The sequence below is a fragment of the Bacillus sp. NEAU-Y102 genome (assembly GCF_054788175.1).
This window is the reverse complement of sequence record NZ_JBTWFK010000021.1, coordinates 12,655-34,293: the sequence shown is the minus strand read 5'-3', so window position 1 is coordinate 34,293 and position 21,639 is coordinate 12,655. Positions and strand designations below refer to the sequence as shown.

Here is a 21,639-nt window from a genome sequence, read left to right as displayed (position 1 = left end):
TTATTTTGGTTAAGGAGTGAGGGGAATTGGATAGCTTTTTAAATGGTAGAATCGCTGCACTTGGTCTTATACCCATCGATAAGAAAGCATACATCAAATACCTTAAGCCTAATGAGAAGGCGTATAAGAAGGTTGGGATTGATGTTAATCGATTTAAGTATTATAAGCTGTATGAACAGAAGCCGATGTTTTACTCTGTAGAATATCTCACGCAAACACCAATAAAAGATTTATTGGAAAGAGATAGAGGAAATCAAACACGCTGGGTAAAGACAGATGAAAGAATATAAAACCAAACAAGAGAAGCGTAAGTTCTATGACAGTGGTGAGTGGAAGAGTATACGCGAGCAAGTAAAGAAGCGTGACAACTATGAATGTCAGGAATGTAAACGGAATGGTCGTGTTCAAACAGACAATAATGAATACAGTGAGAGTGCCAAGCGTAAAAAGATACAACTCGTTGTCCATCATATAAAAGAACTAGAACATCATCCAGAACTTGCGTTAGAAATAAACAATTTAGAAACAGTATGTGTGGATTGCCACAATAAAGAACACGGTAGAACATTCAAAAAGAAACAGAATAAATGGGAACACGATGAAAAGTGGTAAAAATGATTCGAAAACAGTCCCCCCCTTAAAATATTTCATCAAAAAATGCTCTAAGGGGCACCGGAGGAGGGGGTTAACTGTCAGGTTTTTTCGATTTTACGCACGTAAGGGGGGGTGGGTAGATGGCTGTTAGTATCGTAAAGCTAAAAGAACAGCTTATGAATAGTATTGATATTGCAGATTTAGTTGAAGTTGAAAAGGTAGAAAGATACATCGATCTTGTAAAAGCATTTAGAAAAATAAATAAAACTATTAACAAAGAAGGCGAGTCTGTAACAATAAAAAATGGTTCTCAAATTTTTGTTAAAGCCCACCCTCTTATCAGTGAGAGAAATAAAATTAACAGTTCTATAATTGCGTTAGGAAGAGATATAAAGTTTGTTGTTAAAGGTAATGGTACTAAAGCAGGTTATAGTGAAAGTGATTTAACATGATAAGACAAAAGTACGTTGATGAATACATTGAGCTTTATCGAAGTGGAAAAGTAAAGTTCAACAAAGAAAGAAAACTGTTAATTGAATATCTAGAAAAATATATTTTGAATAGAGACGATTTGTATTTTGATGATGAAATGATTGAGAAGTGTATTCGCTTTGGTGAGAAATGGTACTTCCCGTTACAATCATTTCAGAAATTCTTAATAGCATTCGTCTTTTTATTTTATAAGAAAAACAGCCGTGTATTTTATCGTAAATTCTTATGGATGCTTGGCCGTGGTGGCGGTAAAAACGGATTAATATCAGTCATCATTCATTTTTTAATTAGTGAAATGCACGGTATTACGGAGTATAACATTTCCGTTGTTGCAAACAGTGAAGAACAAGCAAAAACAAGCCCTGATGAGGTTCATAAATGCATTAAACGAAATGAAATATTGCAACGAGCATTTAAAACTACATTAACTCAAACTGTTTCTAGAGCTACAGGGAGTGAATTGAAGTTTAGGACTTCAAATGGAGATACAAAAGATGGTTTGCGTGATGGTGCAGTTGTATTTGATGAAATACACCAGTATGAAAGTAATAAAGATGTTCGAGTCCATATCAGTGGCTTAGGGAAAAAGAAAAATCCAAGAGAATTTTACATTGGTACAGATGGATATGTAAGAGATGGATTTTTAGATAAGTTAAAAGAAAAAGCAATGAAGGTTTTAAACGGTGAAGCTCGTCCTAATGCAGTTTTTCCGTTCATCTGTAAACTTGATGATGAAAGTCAAGTAGATGATATTGATAATTGGGAAATGGCAAATCCAATGTTATCCCAGCCATTAAGTGAGTATGCAGAAGGGTTACTTGAAACAATAAAGGAAGAATACGAAGATTTAGAAGATGATCCAAGTAATCGTGAAGAGTTTATGACAAAGCGTATGAACTTACCTGTAACAAACTTAGAAAGATCTGTAGCAAAATGGGAAGAGATTGTTGCTACAAATCGTCCATTTCCTGATCTATACGGCCGAGAGTGTATTGGAGCTTTAGACTTTGCGAGTATTAGAGACTTCGCAGCTTGTGGTCTTTTATTTAGGGTAGACGGTGAATACATTTTCAAAACACATTCTTTTGTGCGCAAAGAGTTTGTTGATATTTATTATGGTTACTCTAAAAAAGCAAATGAGTATAAGAAGGAGAAATTTGCACCAATAAAAGATTGGGAAGACCAAGGGCTTTTAACAGTTGTGGATGAGCCGACCATTAATCCAACTCATATTGTACATTGGTTTATAGAAATGCGCGAAACCTACGGATTAAAAAAGATTATAGGTGATAATTATCGATTAGAAGCTATAAAGCCATTATTAATAGATGAAGGCTTTGAAGTAGAGATTATTAGAAATCCTAAAGCAATACATGGCTTATTAGCACCAAGGATTGAAATGGCATTTGCCAATCGTCAAATTATATTTGATGATAATCCTCTAATGCGTTGGTATACACAAAACGTATTGGTTGTTATTAAGAGCGATGGCAATAAGGTTTATGAAAAGAAAGAGCCGGTTCGTAGAAAAACTGATGGATTCCAGTGTTTTGTACATGCTCTTTATAGAGCGGATGAGATACGAGAATCAACTGAATTTCTAATAGGAGATATTAAATTCTAATAAAGGGGGTGACAATTATTGGATGGTTAGGTTCAGTATTTAAAAGAAATAAAGAGTTAGAATTTATGCTAGATTTGGATTTGATTGCTGATACAGCAAACAGGCTTCATATGAAACGATTAGCACTTGATACATGTGTATCTTTTCTAGGAAGAACGATTAGTCAATCTGAATTCAGGGTAAGAAACGGTAAAACATTTGAGAAAAATGAACTTTATTATCGACTAAACGTTAGGCCGAATAAGAATATGACTGCCAGTACCTTCTGGGAAAAGTTTATACGTAAACTAATTTATGATAATGAGTGTTTAGTTATACAAGCGGATGATGGTGATTTGCTTATTGCTGATGGGTTTCAGCATAACGAATATGCTGTATTTGAAGATACTTTTACAGATGTAATAGTAAAAGATTACAAGTTTAAGAGGAGTTTTAAGCAAAGTGAAGTAATCCATTTAAAGTATCGAAATGACAAATTATCTCCACTTATTGATGGTTTATTTTCAGATTATGGTGATTTATTTGGTAGGATATTAAACTCACAGAAACGTAAAAACCAAGTTCGTGGCACAGTTGATATGGATATGATTGCTGCTAAAACAGAAGAACAAATAGCTAAGTTACAAGAGTTTATAGACAACATGTATAAGTCGATTGGCTCAAAGGATATAGCTATTGTTCCACAACAAAAGGGTATTAATTATAACGAAATATACAATGGTGTTGCGAATGGTCCAAGTGTGGAAGAAATTAATAAAGTAACAAATGGTTTTTTAAATCAAGTGGCTATGGCATTTGGTATTCCAACAGCTTTGATATATGGCGAAATGGCTGATGTAGAGAAGCAAACGAAAAACTACATGCTTTTCACAGTACGGCCATTATTAAAAAAAATATCTGATGAAGCAAATGTGAAATTCTTTGAAATGAATGAGTATCTTCTAGGGAAAAAGATTGAAGTTAAGGCTGTTTCTTATCAAAGTATATTTGATCTTGCGACAAGTATCGATAAACTCATTTCTTCAAGTGCATTTACAGGAAATGAGATTAGATCAGAAGTAGATTATGAAGATTCGGATGATCCGAACTTAAATATTCATCATATTACGAAAAATTATACAAAATTAGATGAATCTGGGGGAGGTGAGAATGAAAATGACGGTGAAAATTGACATTAAAGGGCCAATTATTTCTAATGATGAAGCTTGGATTTATGATTGGTTTGAAATGGATGCTACAAGCCCGGGAACGATTACGAATGAACTTCTCAATGCGAATGGTGACGATTTAATTGTTTCAATTAATAGTCCTGGTGGTTATGTACATGAAGGGTCAGAAATTTATACAGCATTAAAAAATTATCCTGGTCATGTGGAAGTTCAAGTTGTTGGTTTAGCAGCGAGTGCAGCATCTGTAATAGCGATGGCAGGTGATAAGGTTCGTATTTCACCAACAGCACAAATCATGATTCACAATGCTTCCATGTGGAATGGTGGAGATCATCGTGATATGTCAAAAGCGGCTGAGATGTTGAAAACGACTGATCGAGCAATTGTAAACGCCTATGTCATTAAAAGTGGTAAATCAGAAGAGGAATTGCTTAATATGATGGCTGAAGAAACTTGGATGGGTCCACAACAAGCATTAGAAAATAATTTTGTTGATGAAATCATGTTTATGGAGAATCCAGTTAAAATGACAGCTTCAAGTGCTATTTCTGCTATGCTTCCACAGAAAGTAATCGATGGTTTTAGAAATGGAACAATGAGCAAAGGCCAAGGGGTTACAAAAGAAGATTTAAATGTTGCATTATCAGAGTTAAAAAACGAAATCCTGAATGATTTACAAACAAATAGAAATCCAAAAGAGCTTATTCAAGAGCCTGTTAATACAAAACAGAATCTGAGTACGCTCTTTTTAACCTTAGGAGGAAAATAAAATATGGTTATCAAGTTTAATAATTTTGAAGAAAAGAAACTAGCATTTGCAAAAGCTACACAGGAAGGTACAGCAGAAGAACAATCAGTAGCATTGAACTCCATGATTGAAGCACTTGCTACAGATGTAAGAGCAGATATTTTAAATCAAGTGAATGAATCAATGGTAGATCGTTCTATTATGCAATCTCGCGGTGCTAATGTATTAACAAGTGAAGAAATGAAGTTCTTTAATGCAGTTGTGGAAGAAGGAGGCTTTAAGTCTACTGAAACTTTACCTAAGACAACTCAAGAACGTATTTTTGATGATTTAGTTGAAGATCATCCTTTCCTACAACATATCGGTCTTGAAAATCTGGGTGCAGTAACAGAATTTATTTACGGGGATCCAGAAGGCGCAGCTGTATGGGGACCATTATTTGATGGTATTAAAGGGCAATTAAATGCTACATTCCGTAAAGATAGCATTTCCCAACTTAAATTAACGGCATTTATTCCATTAGCAAATGACATGTTGAAACTTGGGCCTGTATGGGTAGAACGTTATGTTCGTACAATGATTACAGAAGCGATGAAAGTAGGTTTAGAACGTGGATTTGTAGCTGGTACAGGTAAAAATGAACCTATTGGGTTATTAAAAGATCCAAGTGGAAGTGTTGTGAATGGAGAATATCCAGATAAAAAGCCAGTAGGCACTTTAACATTCGAACCAGGCCGCAAAACAATCAATGAATTAAAAGGTGTTGTTAAACTACTAGCTAAAAAATTAAATGCCGATGGTTCAGACGCAGATCGCCCAAAAAATATTGCTGGTAAAGTAGTTATGGTAACTAATCCGTTTGATACTTTTGATATTCAAGCAAACGCGACAATTCAAAATGCGGCTGGAGTATATGTAACTAGTTTGCCATTTAATCCAATCCTTACGGAGTCAGTGTTTGTACCTCAAGGAAAAGTATTATTCTTTGTTAAAGGTCAATATGTTGCAGCAATGGGTGGAACAGAGCCAATCAAGAAGTATGAAGAAACATTAGCTTTAGAAGATGCAACTGTTTATATTGCTAAACAATATGCTACAGGTAAACCGAAGGATAAATACACTTCACAAGTTTACACATTAAAGCTTGAAGAAGTAACATCACCGACTGAAGGGTGATGTAAATGGAAACAGTAATTTCAGACGAAATAATACAGCAGTTCAAAGATAGGATGCACTTGGGTGATGATGAAGACGATAACCTAAAGCGCATCCTTTTTGCATCCAATGAAGCTTTATTAAAAGTATGTGGATTGTATGACATAAACAAAGATGAGACATTCAAAGAATTAGTTTTTGAACGTTCTCGTTATGCTTATAATGATGCACTTGAGTATTTTACTAAAAACTTTTTAACCGAAATTAATAGTTTTGGTATTACAAAAGCATTAGAAGAAATCAAATTGGACGGTGAGTAATATGCGTCCTTTTCAGTATAAAAAACCACTGAATACAGGTGACTTTAGAAATCGAATTAGCATTGAACAACCTAAAGTAATAAAAGATGAATTGAATCAAGAAATTGAAACAGGTAATTGGCAAGAAGTTAAAAGAGCATGGGCAATGATAAAAACGGTGAAAGGGTCTGAGTATATTGAAGCTTCAGCTTCACAGTCTACACGAATTTATCGGTTTGTAATTCCTTATACAACAGGTATTACAGAATTAATGCGAATTAATATGAAGAATCGTATCTTTGACATTATCGAACCGCCAATGAATGATGATGAAATGTATCAAACATTGACTATTATCGCAAAGGAGCATGTTTAATATGAATAATTTTGCGAGTGATCTTGTTAGAGAATTGCAAAGGTATGCAAATGTTGTGGAAGAAGAATTAACAAATGCACAAGAAGATGTAGCGGATATTGCTGTAAGTAAGTTAAGACAAAATAGTCCTAAAAAAACAGGTGGTTATCGTAAAGGTTGGCGTAAGAAAAAAGTAGGTAAAGCCGTTGTTATCCATAATACAAAAGGGCAATTAACGCATCTTTTAGAAAATGGCCATGCGAAAGCTAGTGGTGGCCGAGTACCGGAGAAAGTGCATATTCGTCCCGTTGAAGAGTATGTAATTGAAGAATTGCCAAAACGTATTGAAAGGGCAATTGAATCATGACATTAACATTAGGAGAATTTATAAAAATTCTTGAAGCTACAGGCTATCCTGTGGCTTATTCGCATTTCATAGCAACACCAGGTAATCCAGTTCCAGCGCCACCGTATATCTGTTTTCTTGTGGATGGGTCAGCAAATTTAATGGCTGATAACAAGGTGTATCACAAGATAAACGATGTAAATATAGAGCTTTATACAACTAAGAAAGATGTAGTTGCGGAAGCCAAGCTAGAACAAGTCCTAGATGATCACGAGATTCCTTATGACTCGTATGGGACTTTTATTGAATCTGAAAATATGTATCAAAAATTTTATGAAACGAGGTTGATATAAATGAATGAAAATAAAGTAGCATTTGGTTTAAAGAATGTCCATTATGCGCTTTTCGATATTAAAGATGGTGTAGTTACATTTAATACACCAATTCCATTACCTGGTGCGGTTGAATTAACGTTTGATCCACGAGGGGATTTAATTGAATTCTACGCTGATGACATGCTTTATTACGCTGCAAGTAATAACCAAGGGTATGATGGAACGCTTTCTATTGCGACTATTCCGGAACAATTTGCAATCGATGCACTAGGAGAGGAATTAGACGAAGAAGATGGTGTGTTAAATGAGTTAGCGGATGCGAAAGGAAAATCATTTGCATTGTTATTTGAATTTGATGGCGATGTACGAGCAACTCGACACGTTATGTTTAACTGTTCTGCAAGTCGTCCAACACTTGCATCTAAAACAAAAACAAATTCAGCGGAGCCAAATACAAATGAACTTAAATTTGTATCCAGCCCTATTGATATTAATGGAAAACGTATGGTTAAAACGAAAACTACTACTAAATCAAAAACAGATATTTATAATAATTGGTACAAAAAAGTGTATACAAAAGTACCTGCATTACCAAAAGGAGCGTAAGTAAATGGAAAAGACAATTACAATAGACGGAAAACAGGTCAAATTAAAAGCTAATGCAGCATCAGCCAAGCGATATAAGGCGCAATTTAGACGGGATTTATTTGCCGATATGTTTAAATTAGGCGCTATAGGTACATTCGCTTCGCAAGATGCAACAGAAGGTACTATTGATTTTTCTAACTTAGATTTCGACAAGGTAGATTTTGAAGTTTGTTACGATTTAGTTTGGTTATACGCTAAAACAGCTGATCCTGAAATTCCAGACCCGATGACTTGGTTAGAAGGATTTGATGAGTTTCCTATTTACGATATAATGCCGGAAATTAATGAGATGGTTCAAAAAACAATGGGAGCAAAAAAAAAGTAAAGAAAATTAATGGAGAGCAAGGGACTTTCAGTGATGAAGAATTAGGCACTGAATTGTTCCTTGCTCTTTGTTATGAAGCAAAGCTCACATATTGGGACTTAGAAGTGATGACGATTGGTGATTGCTTTGATTATATAGCTGAGTATGCTGAAATGAAAAATCCAGGACAAGAAAAAGTTCGAAAAGCAACTCAAGAAGACTTTAATGCTTTCTAAGAAAAAGGGGTGAGATAATGGCAGGAGGAAAAATTAAAGGAATTACGATTGAAATTGGAGGGAATACGCAACCGTTACAAAATGCCTTAAAAGACGTGAATAAGCAAAGTGATTCTTTGACTAAAGAGTTAAAAGATGTTGAACGTTTATTAAAGTTTAATCCTGGTAACGTTGAGGCACTTGCTCAAAAGCAACAGTTGCTTACACAACAAATTGAAAAAACTACACAAAAGCTCGATAAATTAAAAGAAGCGGAGCAACAGGTTCAAGAGCAATTTCAAAATGGGAAAATTTCAGAAGAGCAGTACCGCGCATTTAGGCGTGAAATTGAATTTACACAAGGGTCACTTGATGGTCTGAAAAACAAGCTCGGTAATATGAAAGCCGAACAAGAAAATGTAGCAAGTTCAACACGACAATTAGAAACTTTATTTAGTGCTACAGGAAAAAGTGTTGATGATTTTGCGAGCGCATTAGGTAATCGTCTTGTAAATGCAATTAAAAGTGGATCGGCTACAAGTCGACAGTTAGAACAAGCAATTGGTCTTATTGGTCGTGAAGCTTTAGGAACTGAAGCTGATATTGAAAAATTACAACGTGCCCTCCGATCTGTGGATGCCGGAAATTCTATTCAACAAGTACAAAATGAGTTAAGAGACTTACAACAAGAAGCTGGCAGAACCGAGAAGAAGTTTGAAGGTCTAAAAGTGGGATTAGAGAATGTTATCGGTGGATTAGCAGCTGGTGGTGGAATTGCAACAGCTATTGAAAAAGCACTTGATATATCAAAATTGAAAACCAAAATTGATATATCTTTTGATGTCCCTGAATCCTCGAAAAAATCAGTAGAAGAAGCAATAAGAGGCGTAACAGCTTATGGAGTGGATGCTGAAGAATCACTTGCTGGTGTACGTAGGCAATGGGCTTTAAATAAAGATATTAGTGATGAAGCGAATGCATCTATCGTTAAAGGTGCAGCAACAATCGCGCAATCCTATGACGGTATAGATTTTACAGAGTTGATTCAAGAAACCTATGAAATAGGAAATGAATTAGGAATAACGCAAGATAGTGCTCTTGGTATGGTTGATGCTTTGTTAAAAATGGGATTTCCGCCAGAACAGTTAGACATCATTGCTGAATATGGTAGTCAGTTAACCCGTGCAGGCTTTAAAGCTGAGGAAGTCCAAGCAATTATGGAAGCTGGTGTTGAAACTGGTAGTTGGAATATCGATAATTTATTGGATAAAGTATTGTCCCTATGAATGGTGACATTCATAGAAAACTCCTTTAAAACGGTGGAACTCTCTTTTGTAGAGACAATACCGTGCCAAGCATTTAATAAATCAAAGATGTTATTTACTTTATAAATTCAGATGTATTTTCCTTATGGATGATTTAACTTTTACATTGATAAGCCGTTTTATTGTTAATAATTTTAAAATTATTCAATAATCCTCTCTGTTACTGTAAGATATTGTATTAGGAGTGAGGTTATGGATAGAAGATTTTACATTTATGAATGGATAAGACTTGATACTAACGAACCTTTTTATGTAGGAAAGGGTAGTGGTAATCGAGCATATCAAATTGACAAAAGTAGAAATAGGTATTTTAAAAATATTTTAAACAAAACTGAGGTAGCTGTTGCTATCATATCTAATAATTTAACCGAAAAAGAAGCTTATGATGCTGAAGTTTGGTTCATTTATGAATATAAGCATATTTTAAACTACAAACTTGTTAATTTAGATGATGGAGGACTTGGTGCAGTAGAAGGAAAGTTTAACCACATGTATGGTCGGAAAGGGTCATTACATCCGAATTACGGCGTGGTTGTGTCAGAGGAAACCCGCAGAAAACAAAGTCTAGCTCGTTCGGGGAAAAGAAATGGGATGTACGGAAAACGTGGGGATTTAAGCCCTATATACGGACGTAAGAGAAATGAACAAGAGCGTGTAAATATAAGCCAGGCATTAAAAGGAAAAAAGAAATCAGAAGAACATAAACGAAACTTAAAAATAGCTAGAGAGAAAATGGAGATAAGCGGAAGTAATAACCCGAACTATGGAAACGGTCAAGCTATTGCAGGAGGTAAAAATCCTGCTGCTGTAAAAGTTAAAGTTACTGACAATCTGGGAAATGTTACAATCTATGAAACGAAAGAAATAACAAGTAAACAATTTAAAATAAGTTTATATTTATTAACTAAGTTATTAGGTAAGAAAATTTCTGTAGAAGATGATTTTAATAGGCAAAAAAGTAAATATCGTCATTTAGAGGGATATAAATTTGATTTGTTAGATGAAGGTGTAACGACTAGTCGAAAGACGTACACTATAAGCGAATGATAGTGGAAATGGGGAGCATCTAGGCACTACTCTTTGCTTAGATGATGATATAGTCTGGTCTTACTGGTGACAGTAAGCGGTCCTTAGGGGACGGGTGAAGTATTGCGAATTTTACTGAACATATCGGGTTTAAAAGAGGGACGAATTCAATTAACTGAATTCGCACAAGGAGCTGATAAGGCCTTAAAAGAGGCGCTTGACGGTTCTGGTATTGCAACTGAACAAATAGAAAAATGGGGAGTATCTGTCGCTAAAGGCGGAAGAGATGGCGCAGCAGCGATGGTAGAAGTAGCTAAAGCTATTGACGGAATAGAAGACCCAGTTAAGAAAAATCAGGTTGGGGTTAAAGTTCTAGCCACTATGTTTGAAGATCAAGGTCAAAATTTAACAAACACTTTAATTGAAGCTTCTAAGAAAACAAAAGATCTTCAACAAAACCAAGACAACTTAAATGAATCTGTTAAAAAATTAGATGCAAATCCAGCTGTAAAGTTCCAAAAAGCGATGGGCGATTTACAAATGGCTCTTGAACCTATACTAGGAGTAATTGCTGATGTTGTTGCTAGTATTGCTGATTGGATTTCTAATAATCCAGAATTAGCAGCGACATTAGCGGCAGTTGCAACGGCTATTGGAGTAATTTCAGGGGCACTTATGGCTATTGCGCCAATTGTTGTATCGGTCATGGGGGTATTTGAAATTGGGGCCGCCGCGGCACTAGGTATAGTTGCTATTGTTCCTATTATCATAGCCGCTATAGTTGCTCTTGGAGTGGCTATTTATAAAAACTGGGATGATATTAAAAATTGGACAATAGAAGCATGGGATTCTATTAAAGAGTACTTAGTAGAGCTTTGGGACGGGATATCCCAGTCCTGTAGTGAAGCATGGTCTTCATTTTTAGAAGCAATGCATGAATTTTTTGATCCGATAGGTCAATTTTTTAGTGATTTATGGGAGGGTGTGAAGCAGGCGTGTAGCGATGCATGGAATTCTACTGTTGAATTCTTTTCTGAAGCATGGTCTTCTTTCATAGAAATGATGCATAGTTTCTTTGATCCGATAGGTGAATTCTTTAGTAGTTTATGGTCTGGGATTGTTGAAACTGCTTCCTCTTGGTGGTCCTCTTTAGTTGAAACAGCATCTGAATTGTGGGGAACATTAACGCAAGCATGGCAAGAAACATGGGATACAATTCTTACTGTTTTAGATCCAATTATTTCGGCAGTTTCTACCGTTTTAGAAGCTGGTTGGTTGTTAATACAGGCAGGTGCACAAATTGCATGGGCGGCAATCTGTCAATATATTATTCAACCGATTCAGGAAGCTTACGACTGGGTAAGTACACAAATCGGTGAAATGGTCACTTGGCTTGGTACACAATGGGAAATTGCAAAAGCAATGGCGCAAATTGCTTGGGGACTATTTAAGCAATATATTATTCAACCGGTTCTAGATACATGGAACTTAGTAAAAGAAAAGTTCAGTGATTTAGTTTCTTGGCTAAATTCACAATGGGAGACAGTTAAATCATATACATCAGCAGCATGGGGTTTATTTAAACAATATATTATAAAACCTGTACAAGATACTTGGAATTTAGTAAAAGAAAAGTTTAGTGATTTATCCAATTGGATGTTAGGAATTTGGGCGAAAATAAAAGGGTATACACTTGAAGCATGGAAGATGGTTTACACATACATCGTTGAACCAGTTATTTCAGCTTATAATTCTTCAAAAGAGAAATTCAATGATATGTACAACACAGCACGGGAAAAATTTGATTCTGTTAAGAATGCAGCTCAAGAAAAATTTGAAGCGGCAAAACATTTCATTATAGATCCAATTAAAGATGCAGTTGACAGTATAGAAAAATTCATTGGAAAGATTAAAGGATTCTTTAGTGACTTGAAGTTGAAAATTCCAAAACCAGAAATGCCGCCTCTTCCACACTTCAGCTTACAAACTAGTACGAAAAACATTTTAGGAAAAGATATTACATTTCCGTCCGGCCTCAATATAGATTGGCGTGCAAAAGGTGGTATCTTCACTAAACCGACTATCTTTGGAATGAATGGCGGAAACTTGCAAGGTGCAGGAGAAGCCGGAAAAGAAGCGGTTTTACCATTGAATAAAAAGACACTTGGAGATATTGGTGCAGGAATTGTAGCAGCCATGCCACGACAACAGTTTGTTATGCCGGGAGAAATAAATCAACTAATGGATGAAATGAGCCGTATGATGGCTAGTTCTGTGAGTCAATTATCAGGATTAAAGAGTGTCATGAGTGGTGTATATGGAAGCATGTCAAATAGTAGACAAGCTATGGCAAGCAGTGTATCGAATCAAGTGATTAATTACGGATCTGGTTCATCTTCTAGTGGTGGAGTAATTCCAATGCTTGGTGGAGATTTAGTTGTTGAAGTTCCAGTTATTTTAGAGGGAAGAGATGTGGCACGTGGTACTTATCGATATACAACCGAGTATCAAGATAGAGAAGAAAAAAGAAACTCAGCCTTTTAGGTTTGGGTTTCTTTTATTTTAGAGAGAAGTGGGGTGACGGTATGAGTTCTTTTACATTTAACAATATACGTAAGGATTTTATTCAAATCGAAAAAGGATGGAAAAGACCAGCTTGGGCGCCATTAAAACGAAAATTTCTAAGTGTTCCAGGTTATCCAGGTGCAAGATTATTAACGACAGAAACTGAAATGCGAGTTTTACCTGTTCCGGTCGGAATTATTGTTCCTGATGGATCTGACCTAGAAACATTAAAAGAAGAAATAGCAGAGTGGTTAATTACAGAAAAACCTGTTGAATTAGTCTTTGATGTAACACCTGATAGGACATACCTGGCGGTTATTGATGAAGATTTTGATCCTGAGGATTTTATTACTTTAGGTAAAGGTACTTTGAATTTTGTTTGTCCAATGCCATATAAGTTAGGGCCTACTAAAACATTAGAATTTGAAATGGATGGGCGTAGGTTAATAGCAAATGTGCAAAACAAAGGAAGCGTCGAATCTAACCCAATTATAGAAGTTGAAGTAACGAAGCCTTCCACATTTCTTGATGTATGGAATGGAACGGATTATTTTCGCATTGGATATCCATTGAAAGCAGACCAGGTTCCAGTGGAAAGAAATCAACGTGTGTTATGGGACGAAATGGGGACAACCATAGGATGGATAGATGTTCCTAAAACAGAAGATATGACTGGTGGAGGAAAGTTTAAATCAGATGGATATCGTTTTATGGCTGAATATCTAGGTGAACCTACAGTAAAAGGATGGCATGGTTGCATAGCCAAAAAGAATATTCCACAAGGACCTTTACAGGATTTCATCATGCAAGCCTATGTACGTATTAATAGTCATCATTGGGATCAAATGGGACGTGTGGAAATAGGTCTTCTTGATGAAAATAGCGATTATATAGCTCGTATATCGATGAGCGATGTTCAATGGGAAGCCGAGCAAAACAGCGGATTCGCTTCTGTTGGTAATAGTAAAAAACCAGGTGGACAGGTATTCATTAATGAACATGGAGATCACCCAGACACTTGGACAAATTTTAGAGGTCGTTTATGGCTTGCTAGAACTGGAAACAGATGGGAAGCATATATTTCTAAATTTATTTTAGGTACGGAGATTGATGATGCTGAAAGGTTTGTTGTATGGTTCGATGAAAATAACGTCAATATGAATAAAGTTACTCAAGTACAAATCAGTATTTCTCAATTCTCTAACAACATGTTTTGTTCGGAAATGTCTATTGACGATTTGAAAATTTGGAAGGTTAACATGAATACACAAAATAATCCGCCTTATATCTTTGATGTTGGTGACAAAGTAGTTATTGATACTGAGCGAAGTCTTGTAACGATAAATGGTAAAAGTGCTATTAATCTAAAAGATATATTTAATGACTATCCTGTTATTCATAAGAGTTCTAATAAACTAGAAATCATGCCTTCCACTGTCGGAACAGCCAAAGTAACGTATAGGGAGCGATTTAGATGAGGACACCAAGCGGAATTTTACATGTTGTTGATTTTAAAACGAGTCAAATCGTTTCCAATATACAACCAAAAGATTATTGGGACGATAAGCGACATTGGGAGATAAAAAATAGCATTGATACTTTAGAGTTTAAAGTATTTGATAATACAGATCATGCAGCGACACTCATGCAGCAAAATTTAGTTTTAAAAGAAGTACGTGATGGTCGCATTGTTCCATATATAATTACTGAAGCTGAAAAAGATTCAGATGATAGATCAGTCATTGCTTATGCATCTGGTGAATGGATTCAACTCGCGAAAGCTAGCATTATCAATCCACAGAAGATTGTAGGTAAAACAGTCAATGAGTTTATCGATATAGCTCTTGTGGGTACGAAGTGGAAAAGAGGAAAAACAGAGTACGCTGGCTTCCACACTATGACGATTGATGAATTCATAGATCCACTGAAATTTTTAAAAGACATTGCTTCCTTATTCGATTTAGAAATTCAATATCGCGCGGAAGTTGTAGGGTCTCAAATTGTTGGTCGTTATGTAGATATGGTGAAAAAGCGAGGACGTGATACAGGCAAGGAAGTAACTCTTGGTAAAGATTTGATGGGTATCAAACGAATTGAGAATTCCCAAAACATCTGTACAGCCCTATTAGGGTTCGTAAAAAAAGAAGGTGGAGACTTTATAACCATCTCTAGTATTAATAATGGAGTTCCTTATCTTGTAGACAATGATGCATTTCAGCGATGGAATGAACGAGGACAACATAAATTCGGATTTTATACACCGGAGACAGAGCAAGATATAACACCACAACGTTTAATGACTCTTATGAAAACAGAGATAAAGAAACGCGTTAATACATCTGTTTCTTATGAAGTAAATGCACAAAGTATTGGTCGTGTATTTGGACTAGCTCATGAGCTGATTAATGAGGGGGATACAATCCGAATAAAAGATACAGGATTTACACCGAAACTTTATTTAGAAGCACGTGCAATCGCTGGTGATGAATCATTTACAGACCCTTCACAAGATAAATATATATTTGGTGATTATCGTGAAATTACCGATCCGAATGAAGAAATGCGAAAATTATACAATAGAGTACTTGCTTCTTTAGGTAATAAAGCTAATAAAGAACTATTAGAACAACTAGAAAAGTTAGCAGAAGAAGCGAAGGGTACAGCCGAACAAGCTCAAAGAGAATCTCAAGCAGCCAAGAAACTTGCTGAAAAGGTCCAGGAAAATCTAAAAAATAATACGGTAAATATTATTGAAGCTAAAAATCCACCGACCGATAATCTTATAGTAGGTAAAACATTATGGAGAGATATTAGCAACGGTAAACCTGGTATTTTAAAAGTGTGGAACGGTAAAGATTGGGAGCTCCTTATTCCAGATGTGGAAACAATTAAGAAAGATACGTGGGAACAGGTGACAAAAGAGATTAATGCTAGTGCGGAAAAGCTAGATGCTAGGGTTAAAGAAGCTGAAACGAAAGCGGACAATTTACAAAAAGACTTCAATGCTGTTAAAGGAGAACAAGAAAGAGTCAGCCAGGTAACTAAAACGCTTGAAGAAAGTGACGAGGCAACTAAAGAAACTATCACACGTATACAAGGTACTCAAAAAGATATGATCAAAACGATCGTTGAGACTACAAAAGGCGTTGAAGGGCTACAAAGTACTGTATCCGATATCAAAAAAGATCAAAACGGAATTACAGATCGTGTAGTAAAAACAGAACAAAACATTAACGGTATTTCCAATTCCATAGAACAAATCAACAAAACGTCATCACAAACAGTTCAAAAATTAAACAAAGTTGAAGAAGATGCAAATGGAACAAAGCAAACCATCGAAAGAATCGAAAAGAATGTAAATAACCTTGATGGTGATGTTATCAACCTTGTAAGAGGAACTAAGATGTTAACAACTAACGAAGAGTTATCTTTAAAAGGTGGGCGCCTATCTGTCATCAAGGATACGTACAATGGAAATGCAATCGCGCAAACAGATACAGAATGGCAAGGTATCGCCGTTAAACCCAGTGAATTAATTAAGCGAGGGAAAATAAAAATTGGTGACACAGTAACATTTTCTGTAACAGCTAGAATGATAGGTGGGGAATCTACACAAGTATTCTTTCCTAACGGTGCTGGTAGAACAACAGTTAATGGAGAATGGAAAAGGGTTTCGGTAACAATTCCAGTCGGCTCTGATGCCACTGATCCAAATGTTGTATATAGATTCGAAGCTGAATCAATACCTAAAGGTGCTTTATATCAACAAACTTCACCTATGCTATCTATAAGTAAGAAGGTTTATCCGTGGAGGCCAGCTCCAGAGGATCAAGCCGATTCTGGGGAATTTATAAAAATCACAACTGAAATCATTCAAGAAGCTGGACGAACAAAAGAAACGATGACTCAAGTGAAAAGTCGCGTGGATAATTTGGATGTTGGAGTTAGCAACCTTGTTATTAATTCATCTTGTGATAACGAAAAACCTCGAATGTTTGACCAGCCAGGCGAAAGTCAAGTTGGTGGTGTTGATGATATTCGATACTACGAAAAACATCTTGCTATTAAATGTAACAGACACACAGATGCATTTTACCAAATTGGCGGTTACGAGAAATCATTACACGGTTTAGAACCTGGTAAAGAAGTAACAATCTCTGCTGATATTAATTGTGAGTCAGCCGATTATCACTTTGAAATGTTCTACGCAACGAATGCCGAGGGTAACAACTGGCGAGCATTTGTTGGTGAAATTTACAAAGAATTGAAGACTTGGAAGAGAAGAAGTTTCACATTCAAAATCCCTAATGACACAACTTCTATTATGTTTCGTATTTATTTCGGACGCGTAGTAACGTCAAATGGCACATGGCTTAACTTCAAAAATGTACAGATAGAAAGAGGTAATATCGCGACAGGATACAAACGAGCTTACCAAGATCAAGTTACATCCGATGAATTCACTAAGAAAACAACCGAGATTGAAAAAAGTGTGGATGGTATTAATGAAAGTATTAAAACTGTAGAAAAAACACAAACCTCTTTTAATGAACGTGTTAACACTGTAGAAAAGAATGCAGAAGGAACAACTGCAAGTGTTAAGAAATTACAGGAAACACAAATTGCGCAAGGAAAGACGATTAGTGAGGCTACTACAACAATAGGTCAACATTCTGAAGCATTGAAGTTAACAATGAAAAAGAAAGATGTTGAGGATTATGTAGGCGGTTTAGGTACCGTCAACGAGTTGCGTGATGCTGATTTTAAGTTAGGCCAGAAATATTGGTTTTGGAATAGTGGTAATGGGGCTACTGGTTCTGTGGATACGAATTTAAAATACAAAGGTATGAATACATTTTCAATTACCGTTACTGGCCAGACTCAAGATCGTTGGTGGGGACTTACAAGTCAATTCATTGAGTGTCAGGTTAACGAAGATTTTGTTGCATCAGGTTATTTCAATACTGATGGGAAAACACCTATTGATAGTGGCGGTGCATTTATTGAAATTGAATGGTGGACTGCGGACAAAAAAACTCGTATTAAAACAGCTAGAACGAATATCAAGGTTGTAAATCATACATGGATTCGTGCTGTATGTACAGATAAAGCACCAGCCAATGCAGCGTTTGTGAGATGGCGTTATTACGTTACAAGAAATGGGGGTTTATGGTGTGCTGCACCTATGTTACAACGTGGCACTATAGCTACAGAATTTTGGTTACATCCGAGAGATCAAACGGATGTTGATAAAATGGTGGAAGATATTGCTGATAAAGTAGCTACAGAAAAATACAATCAGAAAGTTACAGAGTTAGAAAGAAGTATTAGTGCTAATGAAAAAGGCGTTTCAATTATCTCTGGAAAACAAGAAACGTTTATAAATGAGACTTATAATGCTTATGTAAAGAAAACGGAATCTAGGTTAGAAGTGTTAGATGAAGGGATCTTAGCACAGATTTTAAAGGACGGCATTGTCACTGCCATCAATATGTCCCCTGGGAAAATTACAATTAATGCTGCAAAGTTGGATATTAATGCTGATACAATGGTCAAATGGCTAACAGCAAAGGGCATTGATACGAATCTTATTAGAATTAATGGTGATAAAATAACCATTGATAAAAACGGTGTAACTGTAAAAATGTTAGATTTCCTCTACGAAGACGAAAGAGGAATGAAAACAACAGTTATGTCTAAACGCAATCTAATTAGCGACCATGATTTTTCAAGTGCTATAAAGAAAGACATCGGGAACTCTGATTATTGGGGTTTTGATGGTGGATATGGTCTTCCGTGGAAAGTGAATGGCAACGTAGTTATAGAAAAAAATACAGCCTTGTTTAATTACGAACAAATGGTGAATGCGGCACGAGTAGATATGTATAACTATCCTGAAACAACCGTTAAAAACGGAATACATCCAGGTAATATTTATACACTATCAGCACATTTTCGATGCGCTATGATTAATGGAAAGAGAGTAACTGCTAAACCACAGCTGCACATTTGCTATGTAACGTATAGAGATAATGTTCATTACGATATATGGTACGAATCAAAACTTTCATTTGATGCACCTAGCACATACTATGGTGACATTCAGCGTAGGTCGTTCACTTTTACAATCCCAGCTAGTTACAAACCGCAGGAACACGCTGTTGTTATAAAAGTAGAGTCTGCGGATGCAAATATTGGACAAGGAACAGCAGTTTGTGTGTCAGGTGTTACTTTAGTGAGTGGCAAATATGCATCTATGTATGACTGGGATCGAGCAGCAGCAGAAAGGGCAGACGGTCTTCAACCATTTAATAAGATCGCAATAGGAGATGCGAATACCAACATAGGTATAGCACCTGATGGATACACGTTGGATATAAGCACGAACAAAGAGGTTAAGTTTTTCACGAACATCCGAGCATTGCAAGGTGTAAGTCTTGGTGGGAATGCATTTCAACAGTGGGGGCATATTCGTTTTGCAGACGGTAATCTCGGCCCAGGCTTTTACGTGAACAGCCCGAATGGTTGGAAATTTAATGCCCTTGGATAAAAAGGAGAGATATAGATGAATAAGTATGACAATCAAATGATGCCACTCCAAGCAGGTGAAAGCTTTCCCTTTATGGGGAGGCTGGTAGATGCAACGAGAACTGATACAGGGATTTCCGTGCAAGTACCTGCCGATATGCTAAAGAATGCTGGCATTCCTGACGGAACTAGTAAAGTTGAAGTATGGAGGGAGATGTCAGACGGTACAATCTGTTTCAGAATCGCAACAAGATGTGAACTATGTGGACGAGGTTCGAGGTTATATGAATTAGATTTGGGATTTGTTAAAAAAGGCCTTTGTGCAGAAGATTATTTTAAGCTTACAGGAAAAAATCCTCCACAAGAACCAGTAACAATTGAAAATACAACGCAAATAGAGCAGCTATAAGCTGGTCTGTTTTTATTATCTAAAAAAGGAGAGGAAAAGATGGATCGTATTGATTTATTATTAAAAACCTTTATTGCCACTTTCGGTGGCTTCTGTGGGTATTTCTTGGGAGGATGGGATGCAACATTGAAAATCGTAGTGACGATGGCAGTTATTGATTATCTAACTGGCATGATTGCAGCAGGGTATAACGGAGAATTAAAAAGTAAAGTTGGTTTCAAAGGCATCGCCAAAAAGGTGGTGCTTTTTCTTTTGGTCGGAGCGGCAGCTCAATTAGATGCAGCGTTAGGAAGTAATAGTGCTATTCGTGAAGCAACAATTTTCTTCTTCATGGGTAATGAATTACTTTCACTTTTAGAAAATGCCGGACGAATGGGTATTCCGCTTCCGCAAGCTTTAACAAATGCAGTTGAGATTTTAGGCGGTAAACAAAAACAAGAAGATAAAAAAGGAGATGTTAAGTAATGGGACAAATTATTGATATTTCAAAATGGAATGGTGACATTAACTGGCCTATAGCAAAGCAATACATTGATTTCATCATCGCTCGTGTACAAGATGGTTCAAATTATGTAGATCCATTGTATAAAGGATATGTACAAGCCATGAAGCAACATGGTATTCCTTTTGGTAACTATGCATTCTGTCGTTTCGTTTCTGAAAATGATGCAAGAATAGAAGCTCGTGACTTCTGGAACCGTGGAGACAAGAGCGCGACAGTATGGGTTGCAGATGTTGAAGTAAAAACAATGAATGATATGAGAGCGGGCACACAAGCATTTATTGATGAACTACGCCGATTAGGTGCTCAGAAAGTTGGTTTATACGTTGGTCATCATATGTATGCTCCGTTTGGTATGGAAAATGTAAAAGCTGACTTTGTTTGGATTCCTCGTTATGGCGGTAATAAGCCAGCTTATCCATGCGATATTTGGCAATACACAGAGACAGGCAATGTACCCGGTATCGGTAAGTGTGATTTGAACAAATTAATTGGTAGTAAATCATTATCTTGGTTTACAGGAGAGAAACAACCAGAACAAGCTATTGCCAATGGCGGCTATCAATATGTTAAATCTGGTGGTTTTGGTATTTCATTGGTTCAGGAAGTCGTAAACGCTATGAATGAGCGTGGAACAAAAGGAAAGGTTGTCTCTGATCCATTAACTGGTTTAGCTTACTTACAAACTGAAGTACTACCTAATGGCGATCTTGATAAGATTACAGCTTGGATGGATGAAAGAAACTGGTGGTACGAGTACATTAAAAAATAAAACAAAAGAATAGTTTCATGAACAAAAATTATTATCTGGTTCTATATGTAGATAATTATATATTGATTTTCATCTTTATAAATGTTAGTGTAAATATACACCGTTTCTTATTTATCTATGAGTACTGTCTGTAGAACGAATAGAATAATTTGAAAAAAATCCCCTTTTGCACCTATATGCAGAAGGGGATTTTAATATTTATGAGATTTAAAATTTACTTTTAGATAA

At 36.1% G+C, this 21,639-nt stretch carries 19 protein-coding genes and 2 pseudogenes; all 21 read left to right on the top strand.

The genetic code is table 11. The features are described 5' to 3' along the window. Window positions 1–26 precede the first annotated feature (26 nt). Window positions 27–290 (top strand): hypothetical protein, encoded by a 264-nt coding sequence (locus ACYFX0_RS30235; RefSeq protein ID WP_046946469.1) that lies wholly within the window; start codon window positions 27–29, stop codon window positions 288–290. Beyond that, entirely contained in the window at window positions 277–612 is a 336-nt protein-coding gene (locus ACYFX0_RS30230; protein WP_046946470.1) for an HNH endonuclease, read from the top strand. Before ACYFX0_RS30235 ends, ACYFX0_RS30230 begins: the two co-directional genes overlap by 14 nt. A gap of 122 nt (window positions 613–734) precedes the next feature. Next, window positions 735–1,046, top strand: coding sequence for a P27 family phage terminase small subunit (locus ACYFX0_RS30225; RefSeq protein ID WP_460272059.1), 312 nt, complete (start codon window positions 735–737; stop codon window positions 1,044–1,046). After that, window positions 1,043–2,710 (top strand): terminase TerL endonuclease subunit, encoded by a 1,668-nt coding sequence (locus tag ACYFX0_RS30220; protein WP_460272058.1) that lies wholly within the window; start codon window positions 1,043–1,045, stop codon window positions 2,708–2,710. Before ACYFX0_RS30225 ends, ACYFX0_RS30220 begins: the two co-directional genes overlap by 4 nt. Window positions 2,711–2,718: 8 nt before the next feature. After that, window positions 2,719–3,882, top strand: coding sequence for a phage portal protein (locus ACYFX0_RS30215; protein ID WP_460272057.1), 1,164 nt, complete (start codon window positions 2,719–2,721; stop codon window positions 3,880–3,882). Beyond that, window positions 3,866–4,648, top strand: a complete 783-nt coding sequence (locus ACYFX0_RS30210) for a head maturation protease, ClpP-related (RefSeq protein WP_460272062.1) — start codon at window positions 3,866–3,868, stop codon at window positions 4,646–4,648. Before ACYFX0_RS30215 ends, ACYFX0_RS30210 begins: the two co-directional genes overlap by 17 nt. 3 nt (window positions 4,649–4,651) lie before the next feature. Further along, window positions 4,652–5,803, top strand: coding sequence for a phage major capsid protein (locus ACYFX0_RS30205; protein WP_460272056.1), 1,152 nt, complete (start codon window positions 4,652–4,654; stop codon window positions 5,801–5,803). Window positions 5,804–5,808: 5 nt separating this feature from the next. Continuing rightward, on the top strand, window positions 5,809–6,102 hold the full coding sequence (locus tag ACYFX0_RS30200; RefSeq protein ID WP_326264318.1) for a hypothetical protein: 294 nt from the start codon (window positions 5,809–5,811) through the stop codon (window positions 6,100–6,102). A 1-nt stretch (window position 6,103) separates the two neighbouring features. After that, the gene (locus tag ACYFX0_RS30195) at window positions 6,104–6,457 is read left to right on the top strand and encodes a phage head closure protein (protein ID WP_460272055.1); all 354 of its coding nucleotides are present in this window, start codon (window positions 6,104–6,106) and stop codon (window positions 6,455–6,457) included. Window position 6,458: 1 nt separating this feature from the next. Beyond that, a complete protein-coding gene (locus tag ACYFX0_RS30190) occupies window positions 6,459–6,803 on the top strand; it encodes an HK97 gp10 family phage protein (protein WP_460272054.1) in 345 nt (114 codons plus the stop codon). Further along, the gene (locus ACYFX0_RS30185; protein ID WP_000176452.1) at window positions 6,800–7,135 is read left to right on the top strand and encodes a hypothetical protein; all 336 of its coding nucleotides are present in this window, start codon (window positions 6,800–6,802) and stop codon (window positions 7,133–7,135) included. Before ACYFX0_RS30190 ends, ACYFX0_RS30185 begins: the two co-directional genes overlap by 4 nt. Next, the gene (locus ACYFX0_RS30180) at window positions 7,136–7,723 is read left to right on the top strand and encodes a major tail protein (protein WP_001004907.1); all 588 of its coding nucleotides are present in this window, start codon (window positions 7,136–7,138) and stop codon (window positions 7,721–7,723) included. It begins immediately after the preceding gene. Window positions 7,724–7,727: 4 nt separating this feature from the next. Then, on the top strand, window positions 7,728–8,090 hold the full coding sequence (locus ACYFX0_RS30175) for a hypothetical protein (protein ID WP_000415912.1): 363 nt from the start codon (window positions 7,728–7,730) through the stop codon (window positions 8,088–8,090). Between the two features lie 232 nt (window positions 8,091–8,322). Beyond that, window positions 8,323–9,552: pseudogene (locus ACYFX0_RS30170) on the top strand (replication protein); the annotation flags it as partial. A 249-nt stretch (window positions 9,553–9,801) separates the two neighbouring features. Beyond that, window positions 9,802–10,656, top strand: coding sequence for an NUMOD3 domain-containing DNA-binding protein (locus ACYFX0_RS30165; protein ID WP_000375893.1), 855 nt, complete (start codon window positions 9,802–9,804; stop codon window positions 10,654–10,656). A gap of 120 nt (window positions 10,657–10,776) precedes the next feature. Beyond that, window positions 10,777–13,179, top strand: a pseudogene (locus tag ACYFX0_RS30160) (phage tail tape measure protein); the annotation flags it as partial. A 41-nt stretch (window positions 13,180–13,220) separates the two neighbouring features. Continuing rightward, a complete protein-coding gene (locus ACYFX0_RS30155) occupies window positions 13,221–14,678 on the top strand; it encodes a distal tail protein Dit (protein WP_460272053.1) in 1,458 nt (485 codons plus the stop codon). Beyond that, window positions 14,675–19,750 carry a phage tail spike protein gene (locus ACYFX0_RS30150; RefSeq protein WP_460272052.1) on the top strand — a complete coding sequence of 1,692 codons (5,076 nt, stop codon included), beginning with the start codon at window positions 14,675–14,677 and terminating at the stop codon, window positions 19,748–19,750. Before ACYFX0_RS30155 ends, ACYFX0_RS30150 begins: the two co-directional genes overlap by 4 nt. Window positions 19,751–19,765: 15 nt before the next feature. Then, window positions 19,766–20,137: a hypothetical protein gene (locus tag ACYFX0_RS30145; RefSeq protein WP_001045978.1), complete on the top strand. Its 372-nt coding sequence runs from the start codon at window positions 19,766–19,768 to the stop codon at window positions 20,135–20,137. Window positions 20,138–20,176: 39 nt separating this feature from the next. Then, a complete protein-coding gene (locus ACYFX0_RS30140) occupies window positions 20,177–20,602 on the top strand; it encodes a phage holin family protein (RefSeq protein WP_460272051.1) in 426 nt (141 codons plus the stop codon). Then, window positions 20,602–21,411, top strand: a complete 810-nt coding sequence (locus ACYFX0_RS30135; RefSeq protein ID WP_460272050.1) for a GH25 family lysozyme — start codon at window positions 20,602–20,604, stop codon at window positions 21,409–21,411. The genes ACYFX0_RS30140 and ACYFX0_RS30135 overlap by 1 nt, the downstream gene beginning before the upstream one ends. Window positions 21,412–21,639: the final 228 nt, after the last annotated feature.